21 protein-coding genes and 1 tRNA gene are annotated in these 23104 nt (G+C 52.3%); 9 read left to right on the plus strand and 13 right to left on the minus strand.

The window, feature by feature from the left end; genetic code table 11:
• The first annotated feature begins 98 nt into the window (after window positions 1-98).
• From GXP72_RS18670 to GXP72_RS18685, 4 genes are all read left to right on the plus strand, one after another.
• Window positions 99-1301 carry a DUF262 domain-containing protein gene (locus GXP72_RS18670; RefSeq protein WP_090418551.1) on the plus strand — a complete coding sequence of 401 codons (1203 nt, stop codon included), beginning with the start codon at window positions 99-101 and terminating at the stop codon, window positions 1299-1301.
• Window positions 1294-2391, plus strand: coding sequence for a DUF3696 domain-containing protein (locus GXP72_RS18675; protein ID WP_208763242.1), 1098 nt, complete (start codon window positions 1294-1296; stop codon window positions 2389-2391). The genes GXP72_RS18670 and GXP72_RS18675 overlap by 8 nt, the downstream gene beginning before the upstream one ends.
• Before the next feature lies 1 nt (window position 2392).
• Window positions 2393-3400, plus strand: a complete 1008-nt coding sequence (locus GXP72_RS18680) for a hypothetical protein (protein WP_139210902.1) — start codon at window positions 2393-2395, stop codon at window positions 3398-3400.
• A 573-nt stretch (window positions 3401-3973) separates the two neighbouring features.
• Window positions 3974-4780, plus strand: coding sequence for a DUF4225 domain-containing protein (locus GXP72_RS18685; protein WP_090418554.1), 807 nt, complete (start codon window positions 3974-3976; stop codon window positions 4778-4780).
• On the opposite strand, the gene GXP72_RS18690 is transcribed toward GXP72_RS18685, so the two are convergent.
• The 3 genes from GXP72_RS18690 to actS form a co-directional block, all read right to left on the minus strand.
• Window positions 4777-5091: a hypothetical protein gene (locus tag GXP72_RS18690; protein WP_090418557.1), complete on the minus strand. Its 315-nt coding sequence runs from the start codon at window positions 5089-5091 to the stop codon at window positions 4777-4779. The two genes, GXP72_RS18685 and GXP72_RS18690, sit on opposite strands and share 4 nt — an antisense overlap.
• Before the next feature lie 596 nt (window positions 5092-5687).
• A tRNA-Gly gene (locus tag GXP72_RS18695) sits at window positions 5688-5761 on the minus strand.
• A gap of 80 nt (window positions 5762-5841) precedes the next feature.
• Window positions 5842-6585, minus strand: coding sequence for an amidase activator ActS (actS, locus tag GXP72_RS18700; protein ID WP_208763243.1), 744 nt, complete (start codon window positions 6583-6585; stop codon window positions 5842-5844).
• 163 nt (window positions 6586-6748) lie between these two features.
• Here actS and idi point away from each other — a divergent pair, with 163 nt between their 5' ends.
• Window positions 6749-7291 carry an isopentenyl-diphosphate Delta-isomerase gene (gene idi / locus GXP72_RS18705; RefSeq protein WP_090418563.1) on the plus strand — a complete coding sequence of 181 codons (543 nt, stop codon included), beginning with the start codon at window positions 6749-6751 and terminating at the stop codon, window positions 7289-7291.
• Between the two features lie 38 nt (window positions 7292-7329).
• Here idi and lysS read toward each other — a convergent pair whose 3' ends face one another.
• From lysS to xerD, 5 genes are all read right to left on the minus strand, one after another.
• Window positions 7330-8847, minus strand: coding sequence for a lysine--tRNA ligase (gene lysS, locus GXP72_RS18710; protein WP_090418566.1), 1518 nt, complete (start codon window positions 8845-8847; stop codon window positions 7330-7332).
• Between the two features lie 9 nt (window positions 8848-8856).
• A protein-coding gene (gene prfB, locus GXP72_RS18715) for a peptide chain release factor 2 (RefSeq protein WP_096059326.1) occupies window positions 8857-9955 on the minus strand; the annotation gives its coding sequence in 2 pieces (ribosomal slippage) (window positions 8857-9879 and window positions 9881-9955; 1098 coding nt in all).
• Window positions 9956-10045: 90 nt separating this feature from the next.
• Window positions 10046-11779, minus strand: a complete 1734-nt coding sequence (gene recJ, locus GXP72_RS18720; protein ID WP_090418569.1) for a single-stranded-DNA-specific exonuclease RecJ — start codon at window positions 11777-11779, stop codon at window positions 10046-10048.
• Window positions 11780-11784: 5 nt separating this feature from the next.
• Window positions 11785-12498: a bifunctional protein-disulfide isomerase/oxidoreductase DsbC gene (gene dsbC, locus GXP72_RS18725; protein WP_090418572.1), complete on the minus strand. Its 714-nt coding sequence runs from the start codon at window positions 12496-12498 to the stop codon at window positions 11785-11787.
• Between the two features lie 28 nt (window positions 12499-12526).
• Entirely contained in the window at window positions 12527-13423 is an 897-nt protein-coding gene (xerD, locus tag GXP72_RS18730) for a site-specific tyrosine recombinase XerD (RefSeq protein ID WP_023309098.1), read from the minus strand.
• A 101-nt stretch (window positions 13424-13524) separates the two neighbouring features.
• Between xerD and fldB the strand changes: the two genes are divergently transcribed.
• On the plus strand, window positions 13525-14046 hold the full coding sequence (fldB, locus tag GXP72_RS18735) for a flavodoxin FldB (RefSeq protein WP_023309099.1): 522 nt from the start codon (window positions 13525-13527) through the stop codon (window positions 14044-14046).
• Between the two features lie 6 nt (window positions 14047-14052).
• Here the strand turns inward: fldB and GXP72_RS18740 are convergent, their stop codons facing one another.
• A complete protein-coding gene (locus tag GXP72_RS18740; protein ID WP_023326024.1) occupies window positions 14053-14463 on the minus strand; it encodes a protein YgfX in 411 nt (136 codons plus the stop codon).
• The gene (gene sdhE / locus GXP72_RS18745) at window positions 14444-14710 is read right to left on the minus strand and encodes an FAD assembly factor SdhE (RefSeq protein WP_006178375.1); all 267 of its coding nucleotides are present in this window, start codon (window positions 14708-14710) and stop codon (window positions 14444-14446) included. Before sdhE ends, GXP72_RS18740 begins: the two co-directional genes overlap by 20 nt.
• Before the next feature lie 294 nt (window positions 14711-15004).
• On the opposite strand from sdhE, the gene ygfZ reads away from it, so the two are divergent.
• Window positions 15005-15985, plus strand: coding sequence for a tRNA-modifying protein YgfZ (ygfZ, locus tag GXP72_RS18750; RefSeq protein WP_157189698.1), 981 nt, complete (start codon window positions 15005-15007; stop codon window positions 15983-15985).
• 99 nt (window positions 15986-16084) lie between these two features.
• Here the strand turns inward: ygfZ and GXP72_RS18755 are convergent, their stop codons facing one another.
• Window positions 16085-16744 (minus strand): hemolysin III family protein, encoded by a 660-nt coding sequence (locus GXP72_RS18755; RefSeq protein WP_024906580.1) that lies wholly within the window; start codon window positions 16742-16744, stop codon window positions 16085-16087.
• Window positions 16745-17009: 265 nt separating this feature from the next.
• Here GXP72_RS18755 and GXP72_RS18760 point away from each other — a divergent pair, with 265 nt between their 5' ends.
• Window positions 17010-17741, plus strand: coding sequence for a MurR/RpiR family transcriptional regulator (locus GXP72_RS18760; protein ID WP_208763929.1), 732 nt, complete (start codon window positions 17010-17012; stop codon window positions 17739-17741).
• Window positions 17742-17857: 116 nt separating this feature from the next.
• Window positions 17858-19291: a 6-phospho-beta-glucosidase gene (locus GXP72_RS18765; RefSeq protein WP_208763244.1), complete on the plus strand. Its 1434-nt coding sequence runs from the start codon at window positions 17858-17860 to the stop codon at window positions 19289-19291.
• 75 nt (window positions 19292-19366) lie between these two features.
• Here the strand turns inward: GXP72_RS18765 and GXP72_RS18770 are convergent, their stop codons facing one another.
• Together GXP72_RS18770 and gcvP are read right to left on the minus strand one after the other, a co-directional pair.
• Complete coding sequence (locus tag GXP72_RS18770; protein ID WP_024906577.1) at window positions 19367-20110, minus strand: SDR family oxidoreductase; 744 nt, start codon at window positions 20108-20110, stop codon at window positions 19367-19369.
• 70 nt (window positions 20111-20180) lie between these two features.
• Entirely contained in the window at window positions 20181-23054 is a 2874-nt protein-coding gene (gcvP, locus tag GXP72_RS18775) for an aminomethyl-transferring glycine dehydrogenase (protein ID WP_024906576.1), read from the minus strand.
• Window positions 23055-23104: the final 50 nt, after the last annotated feature.

Genomic DNA, 23104 nt, shown 5'->3' on the forward strand with positions numbered 1-23104 from the left:
AATTTTAGATGTTTTAGAACAAAATCATACACGGGTTTTCCAGAGCAAATTTTTAAAGATATAATGTAAAATACAAGCTTAGTTATGTGAGATGAAAAATGATTGCTGATGAAGAATTTGACGAAGCGAACGCTAATGTTGTAGTAACCATAGACAAGGAACTGAAAGTCGAAATGGAGAAATTTGATGATTCTCCATCTGCACATCCTTGGGATCCTGAAAAAATAAGAATTACAACAAAGCATTTTTCCCTACGTGAAGTAGTGGACCAAATAAACGATAAGGATATTGATCTCTCACCCGACTTCCAGCGTGATTACGTCTGGAGCACTCAACAAAAGATTAGATTGATTGAATCAGTATTATTAGGCATTCCTTTGCCAGCTTTCTATTTCAATCAGGAATCTGACGGATCATTTCAGATAGTCGATGGAGTGCAAAGATTAAGTACTATATCTTCTTTCATGAATAATTTATATTCATTGCAATCCCAACATTTAGAGTATCTTAAGCATTTAGATGGAATTAATTTTGAAAACCTCCCTTCTCTAGAATTGAGGCGTTTCAGGGCTACTCAAATTGTAGTTCATGTAATCGAGCCATCAACACCCAATGGTATTAAATACGATATATTTAGCAGGGTAAATACTTTAGGTAGCCCGCTCAAGCCGCAAGAAATAAGACATGCTATGAGCACATCACGTGCAAGAGAATATTTGAAATTACTTTCAGAGAATGACTTTTTTGATAATGCTACCGGCTGGAATTTTTGGAATTCAGTTGATGGTATAAAAGTACGCGATAGCGGACGTATGACTAATCAGGAGTTGGTCTTACGGTATTGCGCATTCAAAATGACTTCTATTGATGAGTATAGAAATTATGCAAGCTTAGACCGTTTTTTGATCGATTTTACACGTCGGCTTGATGGAAGAAAATCTGAGGAGTCGGATCTAGCCCCTATTAGTGACGATGAGTTAGATTTACTTTATCAAAGCTTCATATCGTCGATGAGAAGTGCATATGATATTCTTGGCGATAACGCATTTCGAAGAATAGAAGAAGGTAAAAAACGAGGGCCTATAAATAGAGCTATTTTTGAATCTCAAAGTATCGCTTTGTCTTTATTTCCTTATAACAAACTTATAGATAAGAAAGAGGAAGTAAAACAATCCTTACTTGAGCTATTCAAAGATGAGAACTATCTGAAGTCTGTAACTGTGAGCACCGGTTCACCTAGCGCGGTAATAGCAAGATTAACCAAACCAATAAATGAATTAAAGAGTATACTTAATGATTAAAACAGTTAAGATTGAAGGTTTCAAGCGATTCATTTGTGAAACCTTTCCACTAAAAAATCTAACAATTTTAGCTGGAGTAAATGGTGCAGGTAAATCATCACTTATTCAAGCAATTTTGTTATCTCATGAAGCCTCTAAAGGTCACAATACAGTACCATTAGACACCGCTTATGGCGTTGATCTTGGGACAGTACAAGATATAATGAACTGGCGTAATGGAAAGGAAGAGATTGATATCTCCCTTGAATTTAATAATGGAGTGCATGGTGAGTTCAAATTTACATCTTCAAATTTATTTTCTTTATATTTGGATGTGAAGTATTTTTACTCTGGAGAGTATTTTAATACAGAAAACAGATCGTTTATATATTTGTCAGCGGAACGATTTGGCCCAAAAGCGGAATATAAATTCACGTCAAAGCATCATCAAGAACTAGAGCTTGGAATTAGAGGGGAATATTGTGCACAGCTTATAGATAGCATTGGTTTAATGCCTATTAATCACGCCTCCAGAACTCATCCTGACACTCCAGAAAATGAAGCTGTTTTTTTGAACTACCAATTGGAAAGATGGCTTTCTGAAATTTTTAGACCTATTAAAGTACGCTCAGAAAAATATGGATCAAATACATCTTCCTCACTACAATTCAAAGTTGAAAATGGAGAGTGGGTTAAAGCTTCAAACATGGGGTTTGGGGTAACATATGTTTTACCAATAATTCTTGCAGGTTTAGTAATTAAAGAGAATGGTCTGCTTACAATTGAAAACCCAGAAGCTCATTTGCATCCTGCTGGCCAATCAAAAATTGGAGAGTATATTGGTTGGTTATCTGCGAAAGGGGTTCAGGTTTTAGTGGAGACTCACTCAGATCATGTCCTTAATGGTATAAGAAAATCTATAGCAGCTAAAAATAACATTTCACATAAAGATGCAAATGTTTTATTTTTTGATAATAACGAAAAAGAACCATCAATTACTGAGTTACATTTTACTGAATATGGCGGTTTATCTGGATGGCCAAACTCTTTCTTCGATCAATACCAACTAGATACAGCTACTCTCGGTAAATTTAGACGGAGCAGAATATAAAATGTCATTCGTTATTGATTCATCTGACTGGGATTTTATAAATCTCTCATGTCCAGAAATTGCTAATATTTTAGAAAACTTCCTAGATAGGCTATATATCGCTAAGGAACGTGGAGAAGAATTCTTTTTCGGTAATGAATTTCAGAGCAAAAATGTATGTAGGGGAATGGATCTTTGGACATTCCTTTGCTCTCCAGAATCTGCTGAAATCGACAAGGGAATCAAAGATGAATTAGCGTCATATATAAATCGTGGATGTTTTTATGAGGATATGGAAAATTTATGGCCCCCTACCTTTCTAAAAAGTGATGTCACTGATAGTTCTGGTGCAATTGTCGGACTTGATTATGCTTATGCTTATCATAACTTGATTAACAATACCCCTTTCGCCTGTATATCACTCAGGGATAAATCAAAGCTTCCGGTTTCGTCAACATATGGACAATTAGAAATTTACTTTGTTAATTCTGAAAAAAGCAATTTAACATTCTGGAGAGAGTGTGCATTATCGACAGTAAGGGATACCCAGGAAAACTTACATATTCTTTCAAGCCATCTTTATCCTGATTTATATTTCTTCAAAGGTGTATGGGACGGAATAGACTCGTTTGAGGGCGGCTATTCTTCTGTTTATCAAAAACTAAAAAAATATTTAGAAGTATTCAACGATTATGGTAATTGGATTTATTCCGCTCCACCTCCTGCGATACATATTACCGATACAATTAATTCAACAATAGGTCAGAAGCCAACCAATGAACTAATTGAAGAACGATTCCAAGCCTTAGGATTATGTGTAGCGCCTGAAAAACCAGATGTTAGAAAAAATGAAAAATGTCGAAAAGAAAGAGAGATAGTTATTAACAAAACCACGCATTATTGTGAATGGCATGGTAAGTTTGAGCCACATCAAAACAGAATTCATGTACATGGCCCAACATCACATTCTGCAGGAAAATTTATTATTGCTATTTTTTGTAAGCATCTATCATTGCCCAAGCATAAGTAAATGTACCGAGCCGGCTGGCCGCGGGACGTGTAGTAAGACAACGGTCAATCACGTCCTGAAGGATCCCGAGTCGGTTCACATCGTTCATCGAGAAAAACTCCATTCCGCGTCTTATCCTTTGAAAGCAATGATCGCTGGAGTGAGGCTATAGCACGGACATGTATATGGTCAGATGCGGACATCTCAATTTAGCTACCACATTATCAGTTCGCATAACAAAGAATATGTTAAATAACCGAGCAATTAGTGAACAGACGCACTTCAAAACATCAAGTTATCTCCCTTGCGTCAGCCCAAAGCAGCATTGTGTAACTGCCCTGCTTGTTGCAGTGAGGCGTGTCGCTGAAGGCATCACGTAGCGATATTTGTCGAAGAAAAGCGCTTTTCACCGAGGGCCTGGGCTGACGGTCTAGCAGATCACCAATAGAGCCGGGGATATTTTGAACAGGAGAATGTAAACTGGAAGGATAAAGCAACGGGACACCCACGGGGGCGGGTTGTGAAAGTGTTTCCTGTTGTCTTCGACCTTATTGCACGTAAAATGACCAGACACATTTTGGGAAGGAGTCTTTAATGGATATTGCGCTGCTCAACAGGGGCTGGAACAGAACATGGTCAGATACCATGGTAAATCTGGAAGCCCGGAAACTCGTCGAAACTGCCAATCGGCTATCAGCATTCTATTTGCAAGATGGGATAACACGTATCAAGTTTGTCGAAGAGATAAGGCAGGTTGTAGAGAAAGAATTTGAAACTGCACGACGGGCCAAAACCGATGAAGAATGCATTGCATGCATCAAAAATCTGCGTGCCGAAACAGATAATCTGCAAGAACAAGAACGCTTGTTAAGAACCAGAGCCGCCCAACTTTATGCAAAGGTCGAGTTTGTCAGGGAAAACAATAAAATCGTCGGATACGTGATTTCGGCAATCCATATAGTGGTATCTGGAGCAGCATTATTTGGTGGGATGGTTATGATGTCCACTATGACCCCTATTGGAGTTCTTGCAGGAGCAGTTTTATTTGTTGATGGTATTAACGGTATAACAAAAGAAGCAAGCCATCTTCGCTATGGTGAACAATCCAAATCGGAAGGAATTTTTGCTGATGGCGCAATGGAGACCGCACAATTTATGGGGTTTAGCCCAAAAAGTGGATTAGCTCTTTATAATACGGTGACTCTAGGGGCGAGTGTATATAGTATCTTCGGCTTAGCAAGGAAACCCGGAGCTTGGCGATTATTCCGTTGGCTGCCGCGTGATTACTACCGAAAAGTTGACACAATGAGCAAGCCTAAGCTAACCATGAAAATCGCTGGATATGGTGTCAAAGCGAAAGTCATTTTTGATCTTCTGGCTACTGATAACAGTACTAATTAAGATTTGTTCGCTCTACAGAATCGCCAAGATTTATAAGCAAGTACAGGCGGTTGTATAAAAATTGCAACCGCTGCGCCACAAGAAAGGCCAATAGCACCAGAGAAAACACTCTGCTCAGATGCGAACATCACAAGAAAAATGAATACAGCAAGGCAACCGGATACAACCCACACGGCAAGAATAAATCGCCTGGCCAGGTCCCTGATTGCATTCCCCAACGTTCCACCATAGCTTTCAACGTTGTTCTTTATCTTCTTCAAATCCGACGGTGTAAAGCCAGAACCCAACAAAGCCTCATCAGTAACATCCATATTGTCCTCTCCGCATTTCTTAACTGGCAATGGCACACATAATCATAGTGATGAACTTTACAGTAATCCACATGATGTTTGTGCAATGTATCAGATTTCAGACAATAGAAGCCATAAAGCCCCGTTAGTGGTACAAGCAACAAGCGGAGCATAGCGACTGCATCAGGCCAACCTGGTTGGTTTCGCTTTGCGAAAGTCACCAGTGACCAAATCAGATTGTCAGAGGGATCACACCTTATCAGGGTGCTCGTGTACCTTTCGGAGAGTGAGCGAAGCGCTGGCAGGGCCTGCATATCGTGTGCAGGTACGTTTACCACTATACACCTGTTTACGCAGCCACAAGGCCGCACATCGGGCTTAAATGCGTATGATCAATCTGTTCGGGAGTTATGCCAGGTATGCGGCTTTTTGTTCGTTGTTTTGCTGTCGCGGTAAGAACTTGGAACCACCGCCAGCGTGATGATATGCTCCCTTGTACCACAGACCAATCACGCGACAGGTGCGGGTGTAGAACAATGGGTAGTTTAAGTTGTACCTGCTAAAGCGGGGCAACGTAACTAACTGCTAAATCATAACTTATTGATTTATCAGGAGATTGGAGCGGGCGAAGGGAATCGAACCCTCGTATAGAGCTTGGGAAGCTCTCGTTCTACCATTGAACTACGCCCGCTTTGAGGTGCGTAAGGCATTATAGACCTTACGCACCTTCATACAAGCCTCTTCACAACTAACCGGCGATTAAATAATCACTTAGCACTTCGGTTTGCTGCCAGGCGCAGGAAGATAACGCTGCGGATCGATGGCCGTCGCCTTATAGCGAATCTGGAAATGCAGCTTCACCGCATCCGTACCGGTGCTGCCCATGGTGGCAATCTTCTGCCCTGCTTTGACGTTCTGCCCGTTGTTGACCAGCATCGTGTCGTTGTGCGCATAGGCCGTGATGTAGTCTTCGCCATGCTTAATCATGATCAGGTTACCGTAGCCGCGCAGCTGGTTACCCACGTAAACCACCTTCCCGGCCCCGGAGGCATAAACCGGCGTACCGCGCGCAGCGGCGATATCAATACCCTTGTTACCACCTTCAGAGAGTGAGTAAGGGGCGACCACTTTACCGCTGGCAGGCCAAATCCAGCAGCGCTGTCCAACCGGCGGCCATGACGATTGCGGCACCTGATAGGACGGCGTCACTTTGGCGGTTTTGCCTTTCGAAGAGGACTTTTTACCCGAGGACGTTCCGCCGCTCACCTTCAGCTGCTGCCCCACCTCGATGGTGTAGGGCGGCGAGAGGTTATTCAGCCGCGCCAGATCCTTCACGCTGCTCCCCGTTGCGCGCGAAATCCGGTACAGGGTGTCCCCGCGTTTGACGGTGTAGACCGAACCGGAATAGCTTCCCGTATCCGAAGATTTGCTCCCTGAACAGCCCGCCAGGAATAGCGTCAACGTCAGGCAAAAAACAGCGGTAATGGGATTTTTCGTCAGGCTTCCTGCAAACAAAACAGATCCTCGGTCAGCGTGAATGGCGCCCTATGATAACAGCCAAAACGAACAGGGGTCATGCCCTTTTCCGCTCTACGAGCCAAACCGTTCGTATAAGAATGCAGTATAATGCTTCGGCTGATGGTGCTGAACCACTCGGCATTTTGGCACTGGAGCATCAATGAGTATTCAAGAACACGTTATTTTGGTAAACGACCAGGGAATGGTGATTGGCACTCAGGAAAAATATGCCGCGCACACGTTACATACCCCGCTGCATCTGGCTTTCTCTTCCTGGCTTTTTAACGCAAAAGGCGAATGTCTGATCACCCGGCGCGCCTTAAGCAAAAAAGCCTGGCCCGGCGTCTGGACCAACTCCGTCTGCGGCCACCCACAGTCCGGCGAAGAGACGATACAGGCGATAATCCGCCGCTGCCGCTTTGAAGTGGGCGCGGAACTGACCGATATCACCGCCGTCGCCCCTGAATTTCGCTATCGGGAAACCGACCCGTCCGGGATCGTGGAAAACGAAATTTGCCCGGTATTCGCCGCCCGCATCACCAATGACGTGACGATAAACGAAGATGAAGTGATGGACTATCAGTGGGTTGAGCTGGACGCGCTATTCCGCGCGCTGGACGCGACGCCCTGGGCCTTTAGCCCGTGGATGGTCATGGAAGCGACGACCGCCCGCGAAAAACTCAAAGCCTTCGCGGCGCAATAAAAAAGCCCCTTTCGGGGCTTTTTTTACATCTTAATGTCTTATTTCACCGGGCGCATCGCCGGGAACAGGATCACGTCGCGGATGGTGTGGCTGTTAGTGAACAGCATTACCATACGGTCGATACCAATCCCCAGACCCGCCGTTGGTGGCAGACCGTGCTCCAGCGCGGTCACGTAGTCTTCGTCGAAGAACATCGCTTCGTCGTCGCCTGCCGCTTTCGCGTCAACCTGATCCTGGAAGCGCTGAGCCTGGTCTTCCGCATCGTTCAGCTCGCTAAAGCCGTTGCCGATCTCACGGCCGCCGATGAAGAATTCGAAGCGGTCAGTGATCTCCGGGTTCTGGTCATTACGACGTGCCAGCGGAGAGACTTCAGCCGGGTATTCGGTGATGAAGGTCGGCTGAATCAGGTGCGCTTCGGCCACTTCTTCGAAGATCTCGGTCACGATACGGCCCAGACCCCAGCTCTTCTCAACCTTGATACCGATGCTGTCGGCGATCGCTTTCGCAGAATCGAAGTTATCCAGATCCGCCATGTTGGTTTCAGGACGGTATTTCTTGATCGCTTCGCGCATGGTCAGTTTTTCGAAAGGCTTACCGAAGTCGAAGACTTCTTCACCGTAAGGCACTTCGGTGGTGCCCAGAATGTCCTGCGCCAGGGTGCGGAACAGGGATTCGGTCAGCTCGATCAGATCTTTGTAATCCGCATACGCCATATAGAGTTCCATCATGGTGAACTCTGGGTTATGACGAACGGAGATACCTTCGTTACGGAAGTTACGGTTGATTTCGAACACGCGGTCAAAACCACCAACCACCAGACGCTTCAGGTACAGTTCCGGCGCGATACGCAGGTACATGTCCAGGTCCAGGGCGTTGTGATGGGTGATGAACGGACGCGCAGACGCGCCGCCAGGGATCACCTGCATCATCGGGGTTTCCACTTCCATAAAGTCGCGGTTCACCATGAACTGGCGGATACCCGCCATGATCTGGGAGCGAATTTTGAAGGTCTTACGGGATTCATCGTTAGAGATGAGATCCAGGTAACGCTGACGATAGCGCGCTTCCTGATCCTGCAGGCCGTGGAATTTGTCCGGCAGCGGGCGCAGAGCTTTGGTCAGCAGACGCAGTTCGGTGCAGTGAATGGACAGCTCGCCGGTCTTGGTTTTGAACAGCTTACCTTTCGCGCCCAGGATATCGCCCAGGTCCCATTTCTTGAACTGCTCGTTGTAGATGCCTTCCGGCAGGTCGTCACGAGAAACGTACAGCTGAATGCGGCCACCCACGTCCTGCAGCGTCACGAAAGAGGCTTTACCCATAATGCGGCGGGTCATCATACGGCCAGCAACGGACACTTCAACGTTCAGCGCTTCCAGCTCTTCGTTTTCTTTGCCGTCGAAGTCAGCGTGCAGTTGGTCTGAGGTATGGTCACGACGAAAATCGTTCGGGAACGGCACGCCCTGCTCGCGCAGCGCTGCCAGCTTCTCGCGGCGGGTTTTCAGTTCGTTGTTAAGATCGACTACCGCGTCAGCGCCCTGTGCTTGTTGTTCAGACATGTTGGTTCCTCATAACCCTGCTTTCAAACTTGCTTCGATAAATTGGTCCAGGCTGCCGTCCAGCACCGCCTGCGTGTTGCGGGTTTCAACCCCGGTACGCAGGTCTTTGATGCGGGAGTCATCTAGGACGTAAGAACGGATCTGGCTGCCCCAGCCGATGTCGGACTTGTTGTCTTCCATCGCCTGTTTCTCAGCATTTTTCTTCTGCATCTCCAGCTCATAAAGCTTCGCTTTCATCTGCTTCATGGCCTGGTCTTTGTTCTTATGCTGGGAACGGTCGTTCTGGCATTGCGTGACCAGCCCGGTTGGAATGTGGGTAATACGCACCGCCGATTCCGTACGGTTAACGTGCTGGCCGCCCGCGCCGGATGCGCGATAAACGTCGATACGCAGGTCCGCCGGGTTAATTTCGATATCGATATCTTCGTCAACTTCCGGGTAAACGAACGCGGAGCTGAAGGAGGTATGACGACGGCCGCCGGAGTCGAACGGGCTCTTACGCACCAGGCGGTGAACGCCGGTTTCAGTACGCAGCCAGCCGTAGGCGTAGTCACCGATGATCTTGATGGTGACGGATTTAATACCGGCCACTTCACCTTCAGACTCTTCGATAATTTCAGTTTTGAAGCCGCGCGCTTCTGCCCAACGCAGGTACATGCGCGTCAGCATGCTGGCCCAGTCCTGCGCTTCAGTACCGCCAGAACCTGCCTGAATATCAAGATAGCAGTCAGCACTGTCGTATTCGCCGGAGAACATGCGACGGAATTCAAGCTGCGCCAGCTTCTCTTCCAGCACGTCGAGTTCTGCCACGGCTTCGTTAAAGGTTTCTTCGTCGTCGGCTTCGACGGCCAGCTCCAGCAAACCGGAAACATCTTCCAGCCCCTGGGCCATTTGATCCAGCGTATCTACGATAGCTTCGAGAGAGGAACGCTCTTTACCCAGCGCCTGTGCGCGTTCAGGCTCGTTCCAGACGTCCGGCTGTTCCAGCTCGGCGTTTACTTCTTCAAGACGCTCTTTCTTGGCATCGTAGTCAAAGATACCCCCTAAGAACGTCAGAGCGCTCCGTGAGGTCCTGAATACGGTTTTTTACCGGATTAATTTCAAACATGGTCTGTTTTCTTTTATGGACTTGTCAAAATGCGGTGATAAGAGCGGGATTGTACCGAATCCACGCCCTTTTTTATAGAGATTACTGCCGCTAAATTGGCCAGATATTGTCGATGATGATCTGAAGGGTGCGGTTACCGCGAAACTCGTTGATGTCCAGTTTGTACGCCAGCTCGACCTCGCGCACGCCGTTGTCCGGCCATACCGCCGTGTCAACGTTAAAGGCAATACCGTCCAGCAGCGGGCCGCCGCCGACCGGTTCAACCATCACCTTCAGATGACGTTCACCGACGATACGCTGTTGCAGCAGGCGGAAACGGCCGTCGAACAGCGGTTCCGGGAACATCTGCCCCCATGGACCGGCATCGCGGAGCATTTGCGCCACGTCCATCGTCATCTCAAGCGGTGAAAGCTCGCCATCGGACACAACTTCCCCCTGCAACAGGGCCGGGTCGATCCAGTCGGTGACCAGTTCACCAAACAGCCGCTGGAACTCGTCGAATTTCGCCTCTTCCAGCGACAGGCCCGCCGCCATCGCATGGCCGCCAAACTTGAGCATCAGGCCCGGATATAGCGTATCAAGACGCTCCAGGGCATCACGCATGTGCAGACCCTGGATTGAGCGGCCAGAGCCTTTGAGCGTGCCGTCGCCCGCGGGGGCGAACGCGATCACCGGACGGTGGAAGCGCTCTTTAATGCGCGACGCCAGAATGCCGACGACGCCCTGATGCCACTCTGGATGGTACATCGCCAGACCGCCCGGCAGCGTATCTCCGCTGCGCTCAAGTTTTTCGCACAGGGTCAGCGCCTCGGCCTGCATCCCCTGCTCAATCTCTTTACGGGTCTGGTTCAGCGCGTCCAGCTCGTTGGCCAGCACGCGCGCTTCACCGATGTTGTCGCACAGCAGCAGCGCCACGCCGACGGACATATCGTCCAGCCTTCCGGCGGCGTTAAGACGCGGCCCGAGGGCAAAGCCCAAATCGCTTGCCGCCAGCTTGAGCGGGTCGCGGTTGGCGATTTCCAGCAGCGCCTTGATCCCCGGACGGCACTTGCCTGCCCGGATGCGGCTTAAGCCCTGCCAGGTCAAAATGCGGTTATTAGTATCAAGCGGCACCACGTCCGCGACGGTACCCAGCGCCACCAGATCGAGATATTCGGCCAGGTTCGGTACGGCAATACCGCGGGAGTCGAACCAGCCCTTGTCGCGTAACAGGGTACGTAACGCCAGCATCAGATAAAACGCCACGCCCACGCCTGCGAGGGATTTCGACGGGAAATCGCAGTCGCGCAGGTTGGGATTAATAATCGCTTCCGCATCCGGCAGCGTTTCGCCCGGCAGGTGGTGATCGGTGACCAGCACCGGGATCCCCAAAGCGTGAGCATGATCGACGCCCGCATGGGAAGAGATCCCGTTATCGACGGTCATGATCATCTGTGCACCACGGGCGTGGGCCTGATCGACCACTTCCGGGCTGAGGCCATAGCCATCTTCAAAACGGTTCGGCACCAGATACGTGACGTTATCGCAGCCCAGCGCGCGCAGGCTGAGCACGCTCAGCGCGGTGCTGGTTGCGCCGTCGGCATCGAAATCCCCTACCACCACAATCCGCGTTTCCTCACGAAGCGCGTTGTAGAGCATTTCAGTGGCTTTTTCGATACCGCTCAGCTGCTGCCAGGGCAGCATCCCTTTCACGCTGCGTTCAAGATCCTCAGCGCTACGCACGCCGCGGCTGGCGTAGAGGCGCTTAAGCAGCGCCGGGAGTTCGTCTGGCAAATCAACCGGTTCAACCGCCTCGCGGCGGCGCAATTTTATTGGGGCTTTCACGCGGATTATTTACCACCAAACTGTTTCTGGTGCGCGTCGAGGAACTCTTTCATCTCTTTCGGTCCCTGATAGCCTGGAACGACATAGCCGTTGCTCAGGACAATCGCTGGCGTACCGTTAACGCCAAACTGCACGCCAAGCGCGTAGTGGTTAGCAATATCAATGTCGCAGGAGGCCGGCTTAACGCCTTTGCCGCTCATCGCGTCGTCAAACGCTTTGTTGCGGTCTTTCGCACACCAGATGGCCTTCATGTCCTGCTCTGGCTGGCTCTGCACGCCCGCGCGCGGGAAGGCCAGGTAACGCACGGTAATACCCAGCGCGTTGTAATCTTTCATCTCTTCATGCAGCTTGTGGCAGTAGCCGCAGGTGATGTCGGTGAAGACGGTAATGACGTGTTTTTCCTGCGCCGCCTTATAGACGATCATCTCTTTTTCGAGCGCGTTCAGGTTTTTCATCAGCAGCTGGTTGGTGACGTTCACCGGCTGCGCGCCGCTCACGTCGTACATTGGCCCCTGAATAATGTGTTTGCCGTCTTCGGTGACGTACAACACGCCGCTGCTCGTCAGCACCGTTTTCATGCCGGCAACCGGTGCAGGCTGAATATCGCTGCCGGTGACGCCAAGCTTAGCCAGCGACTGTTTGATGGCGGCGTCGTCCGCATGGGCGAAACCGGTAAATGAGGCTGCCAGCAGGGTGAACAGCGCGAAAGACTTTTTCATAAGTGATCCTGTTACAATTCGTCGGCACTCACGCACGAGGGTGGTGCTGTTGGTGTAGCTGCCGCAGGCGTTCCGTCGCGACATGGGTGTAAATTTGCGTCGTGGAAAGATCGCTGTGCCCCAGCAGCATCTGCACTACGCGTAAATCAGCGCCGTGGTTTAACAGATGCGTCGCGAAGGCGTGACGCAATACGTGCGGCGAAAGCTTTTCACTGTCGATACCCGCCAGTGTGGCGTAATGCTTGATGCGATGCCAGAACGTTTGCCGCGTCATCTGCTGCGCGCGCTGGCTTGGAAACAGGACGTCGATAGACGTACCATTGAGCAGCCACGGACGACCATGCTCCAGGTACGTTTCCAGCCAGTAAACCGCCTCTTCACCCAGCGGAACCAGCCTTTCCTTGTTTCCTTTACCGATGACGCGCACCACGCCCTGACGCAGGCTGATGTCGCTCATCGTCAGACCAACCAGTTCCGAAACGCGCAGGCCGGTAGCATACAATAGCTCAAGCATGGCTTTATCGCGTAACTCCAGCGGCAGGTCAACTGCCGGTGACTGTAATAATCTCTCAACTTGTGCTTCGCTGAGATCTTTCGGCAGCCGCTGCGGGAGTTTAGGGGATGCCAGCAGCGCGCTGGGATCGTCCTCGCGGATCTTCTCACGATAGAGATGCTGGAACAGCCGACGCATGGCGCTGAGTAAACGTGCGGAACTGGTGGCTTTGTAGCCCCCTGCGATACGTTCCCCAAGCAGCGCCTGCAGGTCGTCACGCTGTGCGCTCGCAAGGGATAAACCCCGGTGCGCAAGCCACTCCACCAGCATGGTGAGATCGCGACGGTAGGCGCTAAGGGTATTCTCGGCCAGGTTTTTCTCCAGCCACAGCGCGTCGAGAAACTGTTCGATCAGTGCGAGATCCTTTTCCACATCAGCCCCTTTGATTCTGCAGTCAGGCCATTATGCCTGATTGCGACCGGTTTCTGGTACACTACGCGCAAAGTCAAAGCAAGAATTGAGATAGTTACGCGATGAATATTGGTCTGTTCTATGGTTCCAGCACCTGCTACACCGAAATGGCGGCAGAGAAAATTCGCGACATCATTGGTCCGGAACTGGTGACGTTGCATAACCTGAAAGATGACGCGGTCGCTCTGATGGAACAGTACGATGTGCTGATCCTCGGCATCCCAACCTGGGATTTTGGTGAGATACAGGAAGACTGGGAAGCCATCTGGGATCAACTCGATTCAGTCAATCTCGACGGCAAGATCATTGCCATGTACGGCATGGGGGATCAGCTGGGGTACGGGGAGTGGTTCCTGGACGCGCTCGGCATGTTGCACGACAAGCTGGCGCCGAAAGGGGTGTCGTTCATCGGCTACTGGCCAACCGAAGGTTACGAGTTCACCAGTAAAAAGCCGATTATTGCCGACGGCGAGCTGTTTGTTGGGCTCGCGCTGGATGAAACCAACCAGTACGATCTCAGCGATGAACGCCTGCAAAGCTGGTGCGAGCAGATCCTGGGCGAGATGGCAGAAAAGTTTAGCTAACGCGCGTTACCCCTGCGTCGTCTGTTGTAGCAACATCCGGCGCAGGTCTCGCCACTCGGCAGCATCCATACTGTCAGCCGCCAGCCACAAATGCTGGCAACGCCCGCCGTCCACCTTGCGTAACCGTAACATCATGCCGCAGTTGAGCATCCAGGGCATACCGAGGATATCCCACTCTTTACCCTGCCAGCGCAGGCGGGAATCCATCAGTAATTTAATCTCTCCCTGGCGGGCATTAATGCGACGCTGGCTGCGTACGCTGTCAAAAACGACAAACGACAGTAACAGCAGCCACAGCGGCGTATAGCTCAGCGGCCACGGCATCAGTAACACAATGGCCGCAACCAGGCCGTGGAGCAATAAAGACATCCACTGCGAGCGCCACGAGACGCGAAGATCAGATTGCCACAGGACCACGTTCCCGATTCCGTGTTTGAATTAATTGCACCATCCGTTGCAACTCGGTGTCGGCGGGTTTGCCGTGGTTCATCAGCCAGTTGAATAAATCCGGATCGTCAGACTCAAGCAGTCGAACAAACAGACGCTTATCATCGTCGCTTAAGGTGTCATACTCATATTCGAAGAAAGGCATGATGGAAATATCAAGTTCACGCATGCCGCGGCGGCACGCCCAGTGAATACGGGCCTTGTTGTTAATATCCATGTTCAGTTTCCTGCATTACGTTTGGCACAGTCGGTACCCCCTTCAGTGTTCTTTATTTCTCTACGGGGACACCAGCTAGTGTAACGTGTTTTTGACCGTTTCATTACTGGAATATTGCATTCGCCGAGCAGGCTTCCAGAATAATCCCCACAAAGACAGCGGATTACATTATTTTGCGTAGCGCTACGCATAACCGGTTTAAGGCACAAATGGTCTGCTGAAAGCGCTTGCATTGCCTGCAGGCTCTTTTACCATTAGGCATTATCAAAGCGTTAAGCAATTCAGGATATCGTTATGGCCTTTACACCATTTTCTCCTCGCCAGCCCGCCGCCTCTGCGCGTCTGCCGCTGACGCTTATTTCTCTTGATGACTGGGCGCTGGCAACGCTCACCGGTGCCGACGCCGAAAAATACCTGCAGGGCCAGGTGACCGCCGACGTCAGCCAGATGACCGAACACCAGCACCTGCTGGCCGCGCATTGCGACCCAAAAGGCAAAATGTGGAGCAATCTGCGTATCTTCCGCCGCCAGGACGGCTTTGCCTTTATTGAGCGCCGCAGCCTGCAAGAGGCCCAGCTCAAGGAGCTGAAAAAGTACGCGGTCTTTTCCAAAGTTACTATCACCCCGGACGACGAACATGTCCTGCTGGGTGTGGCCGGTTTCCAGGCGCGTGCGGCGCTGAAAAATCTGTTCAGCGAACTGCCGGATGCGGAAAAGCAGGTGGTCAGCGAAGGCGCGACATCCATCCTGTGGTTTGAACACCCGGCGGAGCGTTTCCTGTTAGTCACGGATGCGGCAACTGCCGAACGCGTCACCGAGGCGCTGCGCGGCGAAGCGCAGCTCAACAACAGTCAGCAGTGGCTGGCGCTGAACATCGAGGCGGGTCTGCCGATCATTGACGCCGCAAACAGCGCGCAGTTTATTCCTCAGGCAACCAACCTGCAGGCGCTGGGAGGCATCAGCTTTAAAAAGGGCTGTTACACCGGCCAGGAGATGGTCGCCCGTGCGAAATTCCGCGGAGCAAACAAACGTGCGCTGTGGACGCTGGCGGGCCATGCCAGCCGTGTACCTGAAGCGGGTGAAGACTTAGAGCTGAAGATGGGTGATAACTGGCGCCGCACCGGCACCGTATTAGCCGCTGTACAGCTGGATGATGGACGTCTTTTGGTTCAAGCCGTCATGAACAACGACATGGAGGCTGACAGCGTGTTCCGCGTGCGTGACGATGCGAACACACTGAGCATCGAGCCGCTGCCGTATTCTCTGGAAGAGTGATGCTGTATCGCCCGGTGGCGCTGCGCTTACCGGGCCTACGGTTTTGGTGTCCTCCCTCTCCCTGTGGGAGAGGGCCGGGGTGAGGCACGGTGGAAAAAACTACGCCTGCCCCACATACAGATAAATAGCCAAAAAGTGGCACACGCTGCCGCCCAGCACAAAGCCGTGCCAGATGGCATGGTTGTACGGGATGCGCTTGCAGACGTAGAAAATCACGCCGAGCGAGTACACCACACCGCCTAAGGCCAGAAGCGTCACGCCCCCTACCGACAGTTTGACTGCCAGTTGATACACCACAATCAGCGACAGCCAGCCCATCGTCAGATAGGTGACCAGTGACAGCACCTTAAACCGGTGCGCTATAGTCAGCTTAAACAGGATCCCCAGCAGTGCCAGGCTCCAGATAACAATCATCAGGCCACGCGACAGCGGGGAGTTAAGCCCCACCAGCAAAAACGGTGTGTAGGTGCCTGCAATCAGAAGATAGATAGCGCAGTGGTCAAATTTCTTGAGCCACGTCTTGGCCCGCTGATGCGGGATCGCGTGATACAGCGTCGACGCCAGGAACAGCAGGATCATACTCCCGCCATACAGGCTGTAGCTGGTAATGGCCATCGCGCTGGCATTGGTGTCCACCGCCTGCACCAGCAATAACACTAAACCGACAATCCCAAACACCAGGCCAATGCCGTGGCTGATGCTGTTGGCTACTTCCTCAGCCAGCGAATATCCCTGTGCGATTAATGGTCTGCTCACCATACAAAACTCCGGGAAAACAAAAGATGATTATTCATCGCATAACTATGCTAACTGAGAATGATTCCAGTGAACACCTGTTAGCTAAAATAATTTCATTTCAAAATTTATACCTAAAAATCATAGATATAAAGAAACCTTTCACCTAACAATTGTTCACATAAAAATTTAATCATTATGAATCAAGAGCATAAAAATGGATCCTGCCGTCCGGGTGCATGTTATGATGTGACGATGAGGTCAGAATAAGAGTTATGCCATTGTGAGTATGTTCACCCACTCCGCCATTGCCAGTCTCAATAACCTGGAGATGATGGTCTACAACTATGTCATAAAAAATCGTGACAAAGTCATGTACATGACCATCCGCGAGCTGGCGGATGCGGCAGGCGTCTCAACCACCACTATCCTGCGCTTTTGCCGCAAGCTTAACTGCGAAGGCTACTCGGAGTTTCGCGTACGCTTTAAGCTTTATCTTGAACAAAACGAGCCCCAGCAGGCGAATTTCGGCGCCAGCGAAATTATCAGCTTCTTTAAAAGCGTAAATAATGAAGAATTCGACGCGTTATTAGATAGTGCGGTCGATATTATTTTATCGTCGGAACGTATTATATTTGTCGGCGCAGGCACGTCAGGCTCGCTGGCAAAATATGGCGCACGTTTCTTTTCTAATATCGGAAAATTCAGCAACCATATTGATGACCCTTATTTCCCGGTCACCAATGATATGGCGAAAAATGCGCTGGCGATCGTGCTCTCCGTCTCGGGCGAGACCGAGGAGATCCTGCGCTTCGCCAGCCAGTTCAGCCTGCATCACTGCAAAGTGCTCTCCATTACCAGCCACGAGCACTCGCGTCTCGCAAAACTGGCGGACTTTAATCTCTCCTGGCATGTTCCTCAGACGCGTATTGCAGGCGTCTACGACATCACCACGCAAATTCCCGTCATTTATATTCTGGAGTCTCTGGGACGTAAACTGGCGAAGAAACTCACAGAATAAAACACCCTGTTTTTTTGATGTGACAAATCACATTATGCACACCTTGTTATATCGTGACATTTAATTTCGCTTTGCTAGACTCGATGCCAATAAGCCATTTATTGAGAATAGCAGCGATGAAAAAACTGACCTTACCAAAAGATTTTTTATGGGGCGGCGCGGTTGCGGCTCACCAGGTAGAAGGCGGCTGGAACAAAGGCGGTAAAGGGCCAAGCATTTGCGACGTATTAACCGGCGGCGCACACGGCGTGCCGCGCGAAATCACGCAGGACGTGGTGCTGGGGAAATATTATCCCAATCATGAAGCTATCGATTTCCACGGCCATTATAAAGAAGACATCAAGCTGTTTGCCGAGATGGGCTTCAAGTGTTTCCGCACCTCTATTGCCTGGACGCGTATCTTCCCGAACGGTGACGAAACGCAGCCAAACGAAGAGGGTCTGAAATTTTACGACGACATGTTCGATGAGCTGCTGAAGTACAACATTGAACCGGTGATCACCCTCTCCCACTTCGAAATGCCGCTGCACCTGGTGAAGGAGTACGGTAGCTGGACCAACCGTAAAGTGGTCGATTTCTTTGTGCGCTTCGCGGAAGTGGTCTTTGAGCGCTACAAAAACAAGGTCAAATACTGGATGACCTTCAACGAAATCAACAACCAGCGCAACTGGCGCGCGCCGCTGTTCGGTTACTGCTGCTCGGGCGTGGTCTATACCGAACATGAAAATCCGGAAGAGACCATGTATCAGGTCCTGCACCACCAGTTTGTGGCCAGCGCCCTGGCGGTGAAAGCCGCGCGCCGCATCAACCCTGAGATGAAAGTCGGCTGCATGCTGGCGATGGTGGCGCTCTATCCGTTCTCCTGCAAACCGGAAGACGTGATGTTCGCCCAGGAATCAATGCGCGAGCGCTACGTCTTTACCGACGTCCAGCTGCGCGGCTACTACCCGTCCTACGTGCTGAACGAATGGGAACGCCGCGGCTTCTCTATCAAAATGGAAGCGGGCGACGAGCAGATCCTGCGTGAAGGCACCTGCGACTACCTGGGCTTCAGCTACTACATGACCAACGCGGTGAAGGCGGAAGGCGGTACCGGCGATGCCATTTCCGGTTTCGAAGGCAGCGTACCGAACCCGCACGTGAAGGCCTCCGACTGGGGATGGCAGATTGACCCGGTAGGCCTGCGCTATTCCCTGTGCGAACTGTACGAGCGTTACCAGAAACCGCTGTTTATCGTGGAAAACGGCTTCGGCGCCTACGATAAAGTCGAAGAGGACGGCAGCATCAACGACGACTATCGTATCGACTACCTGCGTGCCCACGTGGAAGAGATGATCAAAGCCGTGACGCACGATGGCGTGGCTCTGATGGGCTATACGCCATGGGGCTGTATCGACTGCGTGTCGTTCACCACCGGCCAGTACAGCAAGCGCTACGGCTTTATCTACGTGAACAAGCACGACGACGGCACGGGCGACATGTCGCGTTCCCGTAAGAAGAGCTTCGAGTGGTATAAAGGCGTGATTGCCAGCAACGGCGAGGCGCTGTGATTTTTTGCCCGGTGGCGCTGCGCTTACCGGGCCTACACGAATAGTAGGCCGGGTAAGGCGAAGCCGCCACCCGGCTTATTTCCCGCCCGCCAGCTCTATAAAACTGCCCGTGACGTACGACGCCTTTTCGCTCAGCAGCCAGACAATCGCCTGGGCGACCTCTTCCGGCTGGCCGCCGCGCTGCATCGGCAGCAATGATTTCACGCGATCCACCCGCCCCGGCTCTCCGCCGGACGCATGAATATCGGTATAGATCAGACCCGGACGGACGCAGTTAACGCGAATGCCCTGCGCCGCCACCTCCAGCGATAAACCCGTTGTCAGCGAATCCACCGCCCCCTTCGACGCGGCATAATCCACATATTCACCCGGCGCGCCCAGACGTGACGCCGCGGAAGAGACATTCACTATCGCCCCGCCCTTGCCGCCGTGTTTGAAGGACATGCGCTTTACCGCTTCCCGGCAGCAGAGGAAGTAGCCCGTGACGTTGGTCGCCAGGACGCGGTTAATGCGCTCAGCGGAGAGATTCTCGATAGTGGATTGCTCAAATAGAATCCCCGCATTATTCACCAGCGCGGTCAGCGGCTCGCCTTCACGATCGAGGCTGTTAAACATCGCCAGCACCTGAGCTTCATCGCTGATGTCTGCACGGACGGCAAAGGCTTTACCGCCTGCATCCACAATCTGCCTGATGACGTCCGTCGCGGCGTTAATGTTGTGATGATAGTTCACCGCCACGGTGTAGCCTTCGCGAGCCAGCTGCAGCGCGGTGGCTTTACCGATGCCGCGGCTGGCGCCGGTGACCAGTGCAATTGCCATTATCTTCTCCCAATAAAAAAGCCGGGTAGCGGCTTCGCCTTACCCGGCCTACGTTACTACAGCAGCAATGTTACTGGTATTCGCTCATCGGCACGCAGGAGCAGAACAGGTTACGGTCGCCGTAGACGTCATCAAGACGCTTCACGGTCGGCCAGTATTTGTTCGCCACGCCTGCCGGGAAGACCGCCAGCTCGCGGGAATAGCCGTGGTTCCACTCTGCCACCATTTCGTGCTGGGTGTGCGGGGCGTTAACCAGCGGGTTATCTTCCAGCGTCCACTCGCCGTCCTGCACGCGGTCGATCTCCATGCGGATGGCCAGCATCGCGTCGATAAAGCGGTCCAGCTCGGCTTTGCTTTCAGATTCCGTTGGCTCCACCATCAGCGTGCCCGCAACCGGGAACGACATGGTTGGCGCGTGGAAGCCGTAGTCGATCAGACGCTTGGCGATATCCAGCTCGCTGATGCCGGTCTGCTCTTTCAGCGGACGAATATCCAGAATGCACTCGTGCGCCACGCGACCGTCGCGGCCGGTATAGAGCACCGGGAAGGCGGACTTCAGGCGAGTCGCAATATAGTTGGCGTTCAGGATCGCCACCTGGCTCGCCTGCTTCAGCCCTTCCGCGCCCATCATGCGGATATACATCCAGCTGATTGGCAGGATAGAGGCGCTACCGAACGGTGCCGCTGAGACCGCTCCCTGACGGGTCAGCATGCCTTCAATCTGCACCACGCTGTGGCCCGGCACAAACGGCGCCAGATGCGCTTTCACGCCGATTGGCCCCATGCCCGGGCCGCCACCGCCGTGCGGGATGCAGAAGGTTTTGTGCAGGTTCAGGTGCGACACGTCCGCGCCGATAAAGCCCGGCGAGGTAATGCCCACCTGAGCGTTCATGTTTGCACCGTCGAGGTAAACCTGACCGCCGAACTGGTGCACGACTTCGCACACTTCACGGATGGTTTCTTCGTACACACCGTGGGTAGACGGGTAGGTCACCATGATGCAGGAGAGCTTGTCGCCCGCCTGCTCGGCTTTCGCACGCAGGTCGGCCAGATCGATGTTGCCGTTCTTATCGCACGCCACCACCACAACTTCCATGCCCGCCATCTGGGCAGAGGCCGGGTTGGTACCGTGGGCGGAGCTTGGGATCAGGCAGATATCGCGGTGGCCTTCGTTGCGGCTTTCGTGATAGTGACGGATCGCCAGCAGGCCCGCATATTCACCCTGCGCGCCGGAGTTCGGCTGCATGCAGAGCGCGTCGTAACCGGTCAGCTTCACCAGCCAGTCGGAAAGCTGGTTGATCATCATGTGATAACCTTCCGCCTGCTCTGGCGGGCAGAACGGGTGCAGCTCGGAGAATTCTGGCCAGGTGATCGGGATCATCTCTGCCGCGGCGTTCAGCTTCATGGTGCAGGAGCCCAGCGGGATCATCGCCTGGTTCAGCGCCAGATCCTTGCGCTCCAGGGAGTGCATGTAACGCATCATCTCGGTCTCGCTGTGGTAGCGATTAAAGACCGGGTGCGTCAGGATGGCGTCGTTACGCAGCATGCTGTCCTGAATGGAGCGGCTGTCGAGCGCAACTTCTTTGTCGAGCGCATCAATGTCCAGACCGTGCGCATCACCCAGCAGCACGCTGAACAGGTTCAGGATATCGTCGCGGGTGGTGCTTTCATCCAGCGTAATGCCGACGGCGTTGTGAATGTCGCTGCGCAGGTTAATCTCTGCCGCATTCGCGCGCGCCAGCACGGCCGCTTTGTCCGCCACGTCCACGCACAGGGTGTCGAAGTAGTGGGCGTGGCGCAGCTTAAGGCCTTTCTGCTGCAGACCGCAGGCCAGAATATCGGCCAGGCGGTGAATGCGGCTGGCAATGCGTTTCAGGCCAGCCGGGCCGTGGAACACGGCGTACAGGCTGGCGATGTTTGCCAGCAGCACCTGTGAGGTACAGATGTTGGAGTTCGCTTTCTCGCGGCGGATGTGCTGCTCGCGGGTCTGCATCGCCATGCGCAGCGCGGTGTTACCGGCAGCATCTTTTGAGACGCCGATAATACGGCCAGGCATGGAGCGTTTGAATTCATCTTTCGCGCCGAAGAACGCCGCGTGCGGGCCGCCGTAGCCCATCGGTACGCCGAAGCGTTGTGCGGAGCCGAATACGATATCTGCGCCCTGTTTACCCGGCGCCGTCAGCAGCACCAGCGCCATAAAATCGGCGGCAACGCTGACAACCACTTTGCGGGATTTCAGCTCGGCAATCAGCGCGCCGTAGTCGTGTACTTCACCCGTCGTACCTACCTGCTGCAGCAGCACGCCGAAGACGTCCTGATGATCCAGCACTTTGTCAGCGTCGTCGACGATCACGTCAAAGCCGAAGGTCTCTGCGCGAGTACGCACCACGTCCAGCGTCTGCGGATGCACGTCCGCCGCGACGAAGAAGCGGTTGGCATTTTTCAGCTTGCTCACGCGTTTTGCCATCGCCATCGCTTCGGCGGCGGCGGTCGCTTCATCCAGCAGAGAAGCAGAGGCGATATCCATGCCGGTCAGGTCCAGCGTCACCTGCTGGAAGTTCAGCAGCGCTTCCAGACGGCCCTGGGAAACCTCTGGCTGATACGGGGTGTAAGCGGTGTACCAGCCCGGGTTTTCCAGCATGTTGCGCAGGATAACCGGCGGCAGCTGCACGTTGGTGTAGCCCATGCCAATGTAAGACTTATAGCGCTTATTCAGGCCGGCAATAGCCTTCAGCTCCGCCAGCGCGGCGAATTCCGTAGTGGCTTCCCCCACCTGAGGTGGCGTGGCAAGCTGGATGTCTTTTGGCACAATCTGGCCGATCAGTGCGTTTAATGAATCCGCGCCAACCGTCTTCAGCATCTCCTGCTGTTGCTGAGCATCCGGCCCAATGTGACGTTCAATGAAGGCGCCACGGTTTTCAAGCTGGCTTAAAGTCTGTGTCATGAGCGATGGTTCCTGAAACGTGCAGTGAATGTGTTTTCTCCCTCTCCCCA

The sequence above is a fragment of the Enterobacter sp. SES19 genome, assembly GCF_011765665.1.
Classification (GTDB): Bacteria; Pseudomonadota; Gammaproteobacteria; order Enterobacterales; family Enterobacteriaceae; genus Enterobacter; species Enterobacter pseudoroggenkampii.

Coding starts and splice junctions, on each gene's coding strand:
- GXP72_RS18675 (WP_208763242.1), top strand. CDS start 1,294: ATGATTAAAACAGTTAAGATTGAAGGTTTCAAGCGATTCATTTGTGAA.
- dsbC (WP_090418572.1), bottom strand. CDS start 12,498: ATGAAAAAGTCTTTCGCGCTGTTCACCCTGCTGGCAGCCTCATTTACC.
- GXP72_RS18760 (WP_208763929.1), top strand. CDS start 17,010: ATGTTCACCCACTCCGCCATTGCCAGTCTCAATAACCTGGAGATGATG.
- fldB (WP_023309099.1), top strand. CDS start 13,525: ATGAATATTGGTCTGTTCTATGGTTCCAGCACCTGCTACACCGAAATG.
- sdhE (WP_006178375.1), bottom strand. CDS start 14,710: ATGGATATTAACAACAAGGCCCGTATTCACTGGGCGTGCCGCCGCGGC.
- GXP72_RS18680 (WP_139210902.1), top strand. CDS start 2,393: ATGTCATTCGTTATTGATTCATCTGACTGGGATTTTATAAATCTCTCA.
- GXP72_RS18670 (WP_090418551.1), top strand. CDS start 99: ATGATTGCTGATGAAGAATTTGACGAAGCGAACGCTAATGTTGTAGTA.
- idi (WP_090418563.1), top strand. CDS start 6,749: ATGAGTATTCAAGAACACGTTATTTTGGTAAACGACCAGGGAATGGTG.
- GXP72_RS18755 (WP_024906580.1), bottom strand. CDS start 16,744: ATGGTGAGCAGACCATTAATCGCACAGGGATATTCGCTGGCTGAGGAA.
- gcvP (WP_024906576.1), bottom strand. CDS start 23,054: ATGACACAGACTTTAAGCCAGCTTGAAAACCGTGGCGCCTTCATTGAA.
- ygfZ (WP_157189698.1), top strand. CDS start 15,005: ATGGCCTTTACACCATTTTCTCCTCGCCAGCCCGCCGCCTCTGCGCGT.
- GXP72_RS18685 (WP_090418554.1), top strand. CDS start 3,974: ATGGATATTGCGCTGCTCAACAGGGGCTGGAACAGAACATGGTCAGAT.
- GXP72_RS18690 (WP_090418557.1), bottom strand. CDS start 5,091: ATGGATGTTACTGATGAGGCTTTGTTGGGTTCTGGCTTTACACCGTCG.
- lysS (WP_090418566.1), bottom strand. CDS start 8,847: ATGTCTGAACAACAAGCACAGGGCGCTGACGCGGTAGTCGATCTTAAC.
- GXP72_RS18765 (WP_208763244.1), top strand. CDS start 17,858: ATGAAAAAACTGACCTTACCAAAAGATTTTTTATGGGGCGGCGCGGTT.
- GXP72_RS18770 (WP_024906577.1), bottom strand. CDS start 20,110: ATGGCAATTGCACTGGTCACCGGCGCCAGCCGCGGCATCGGTAAAGCC.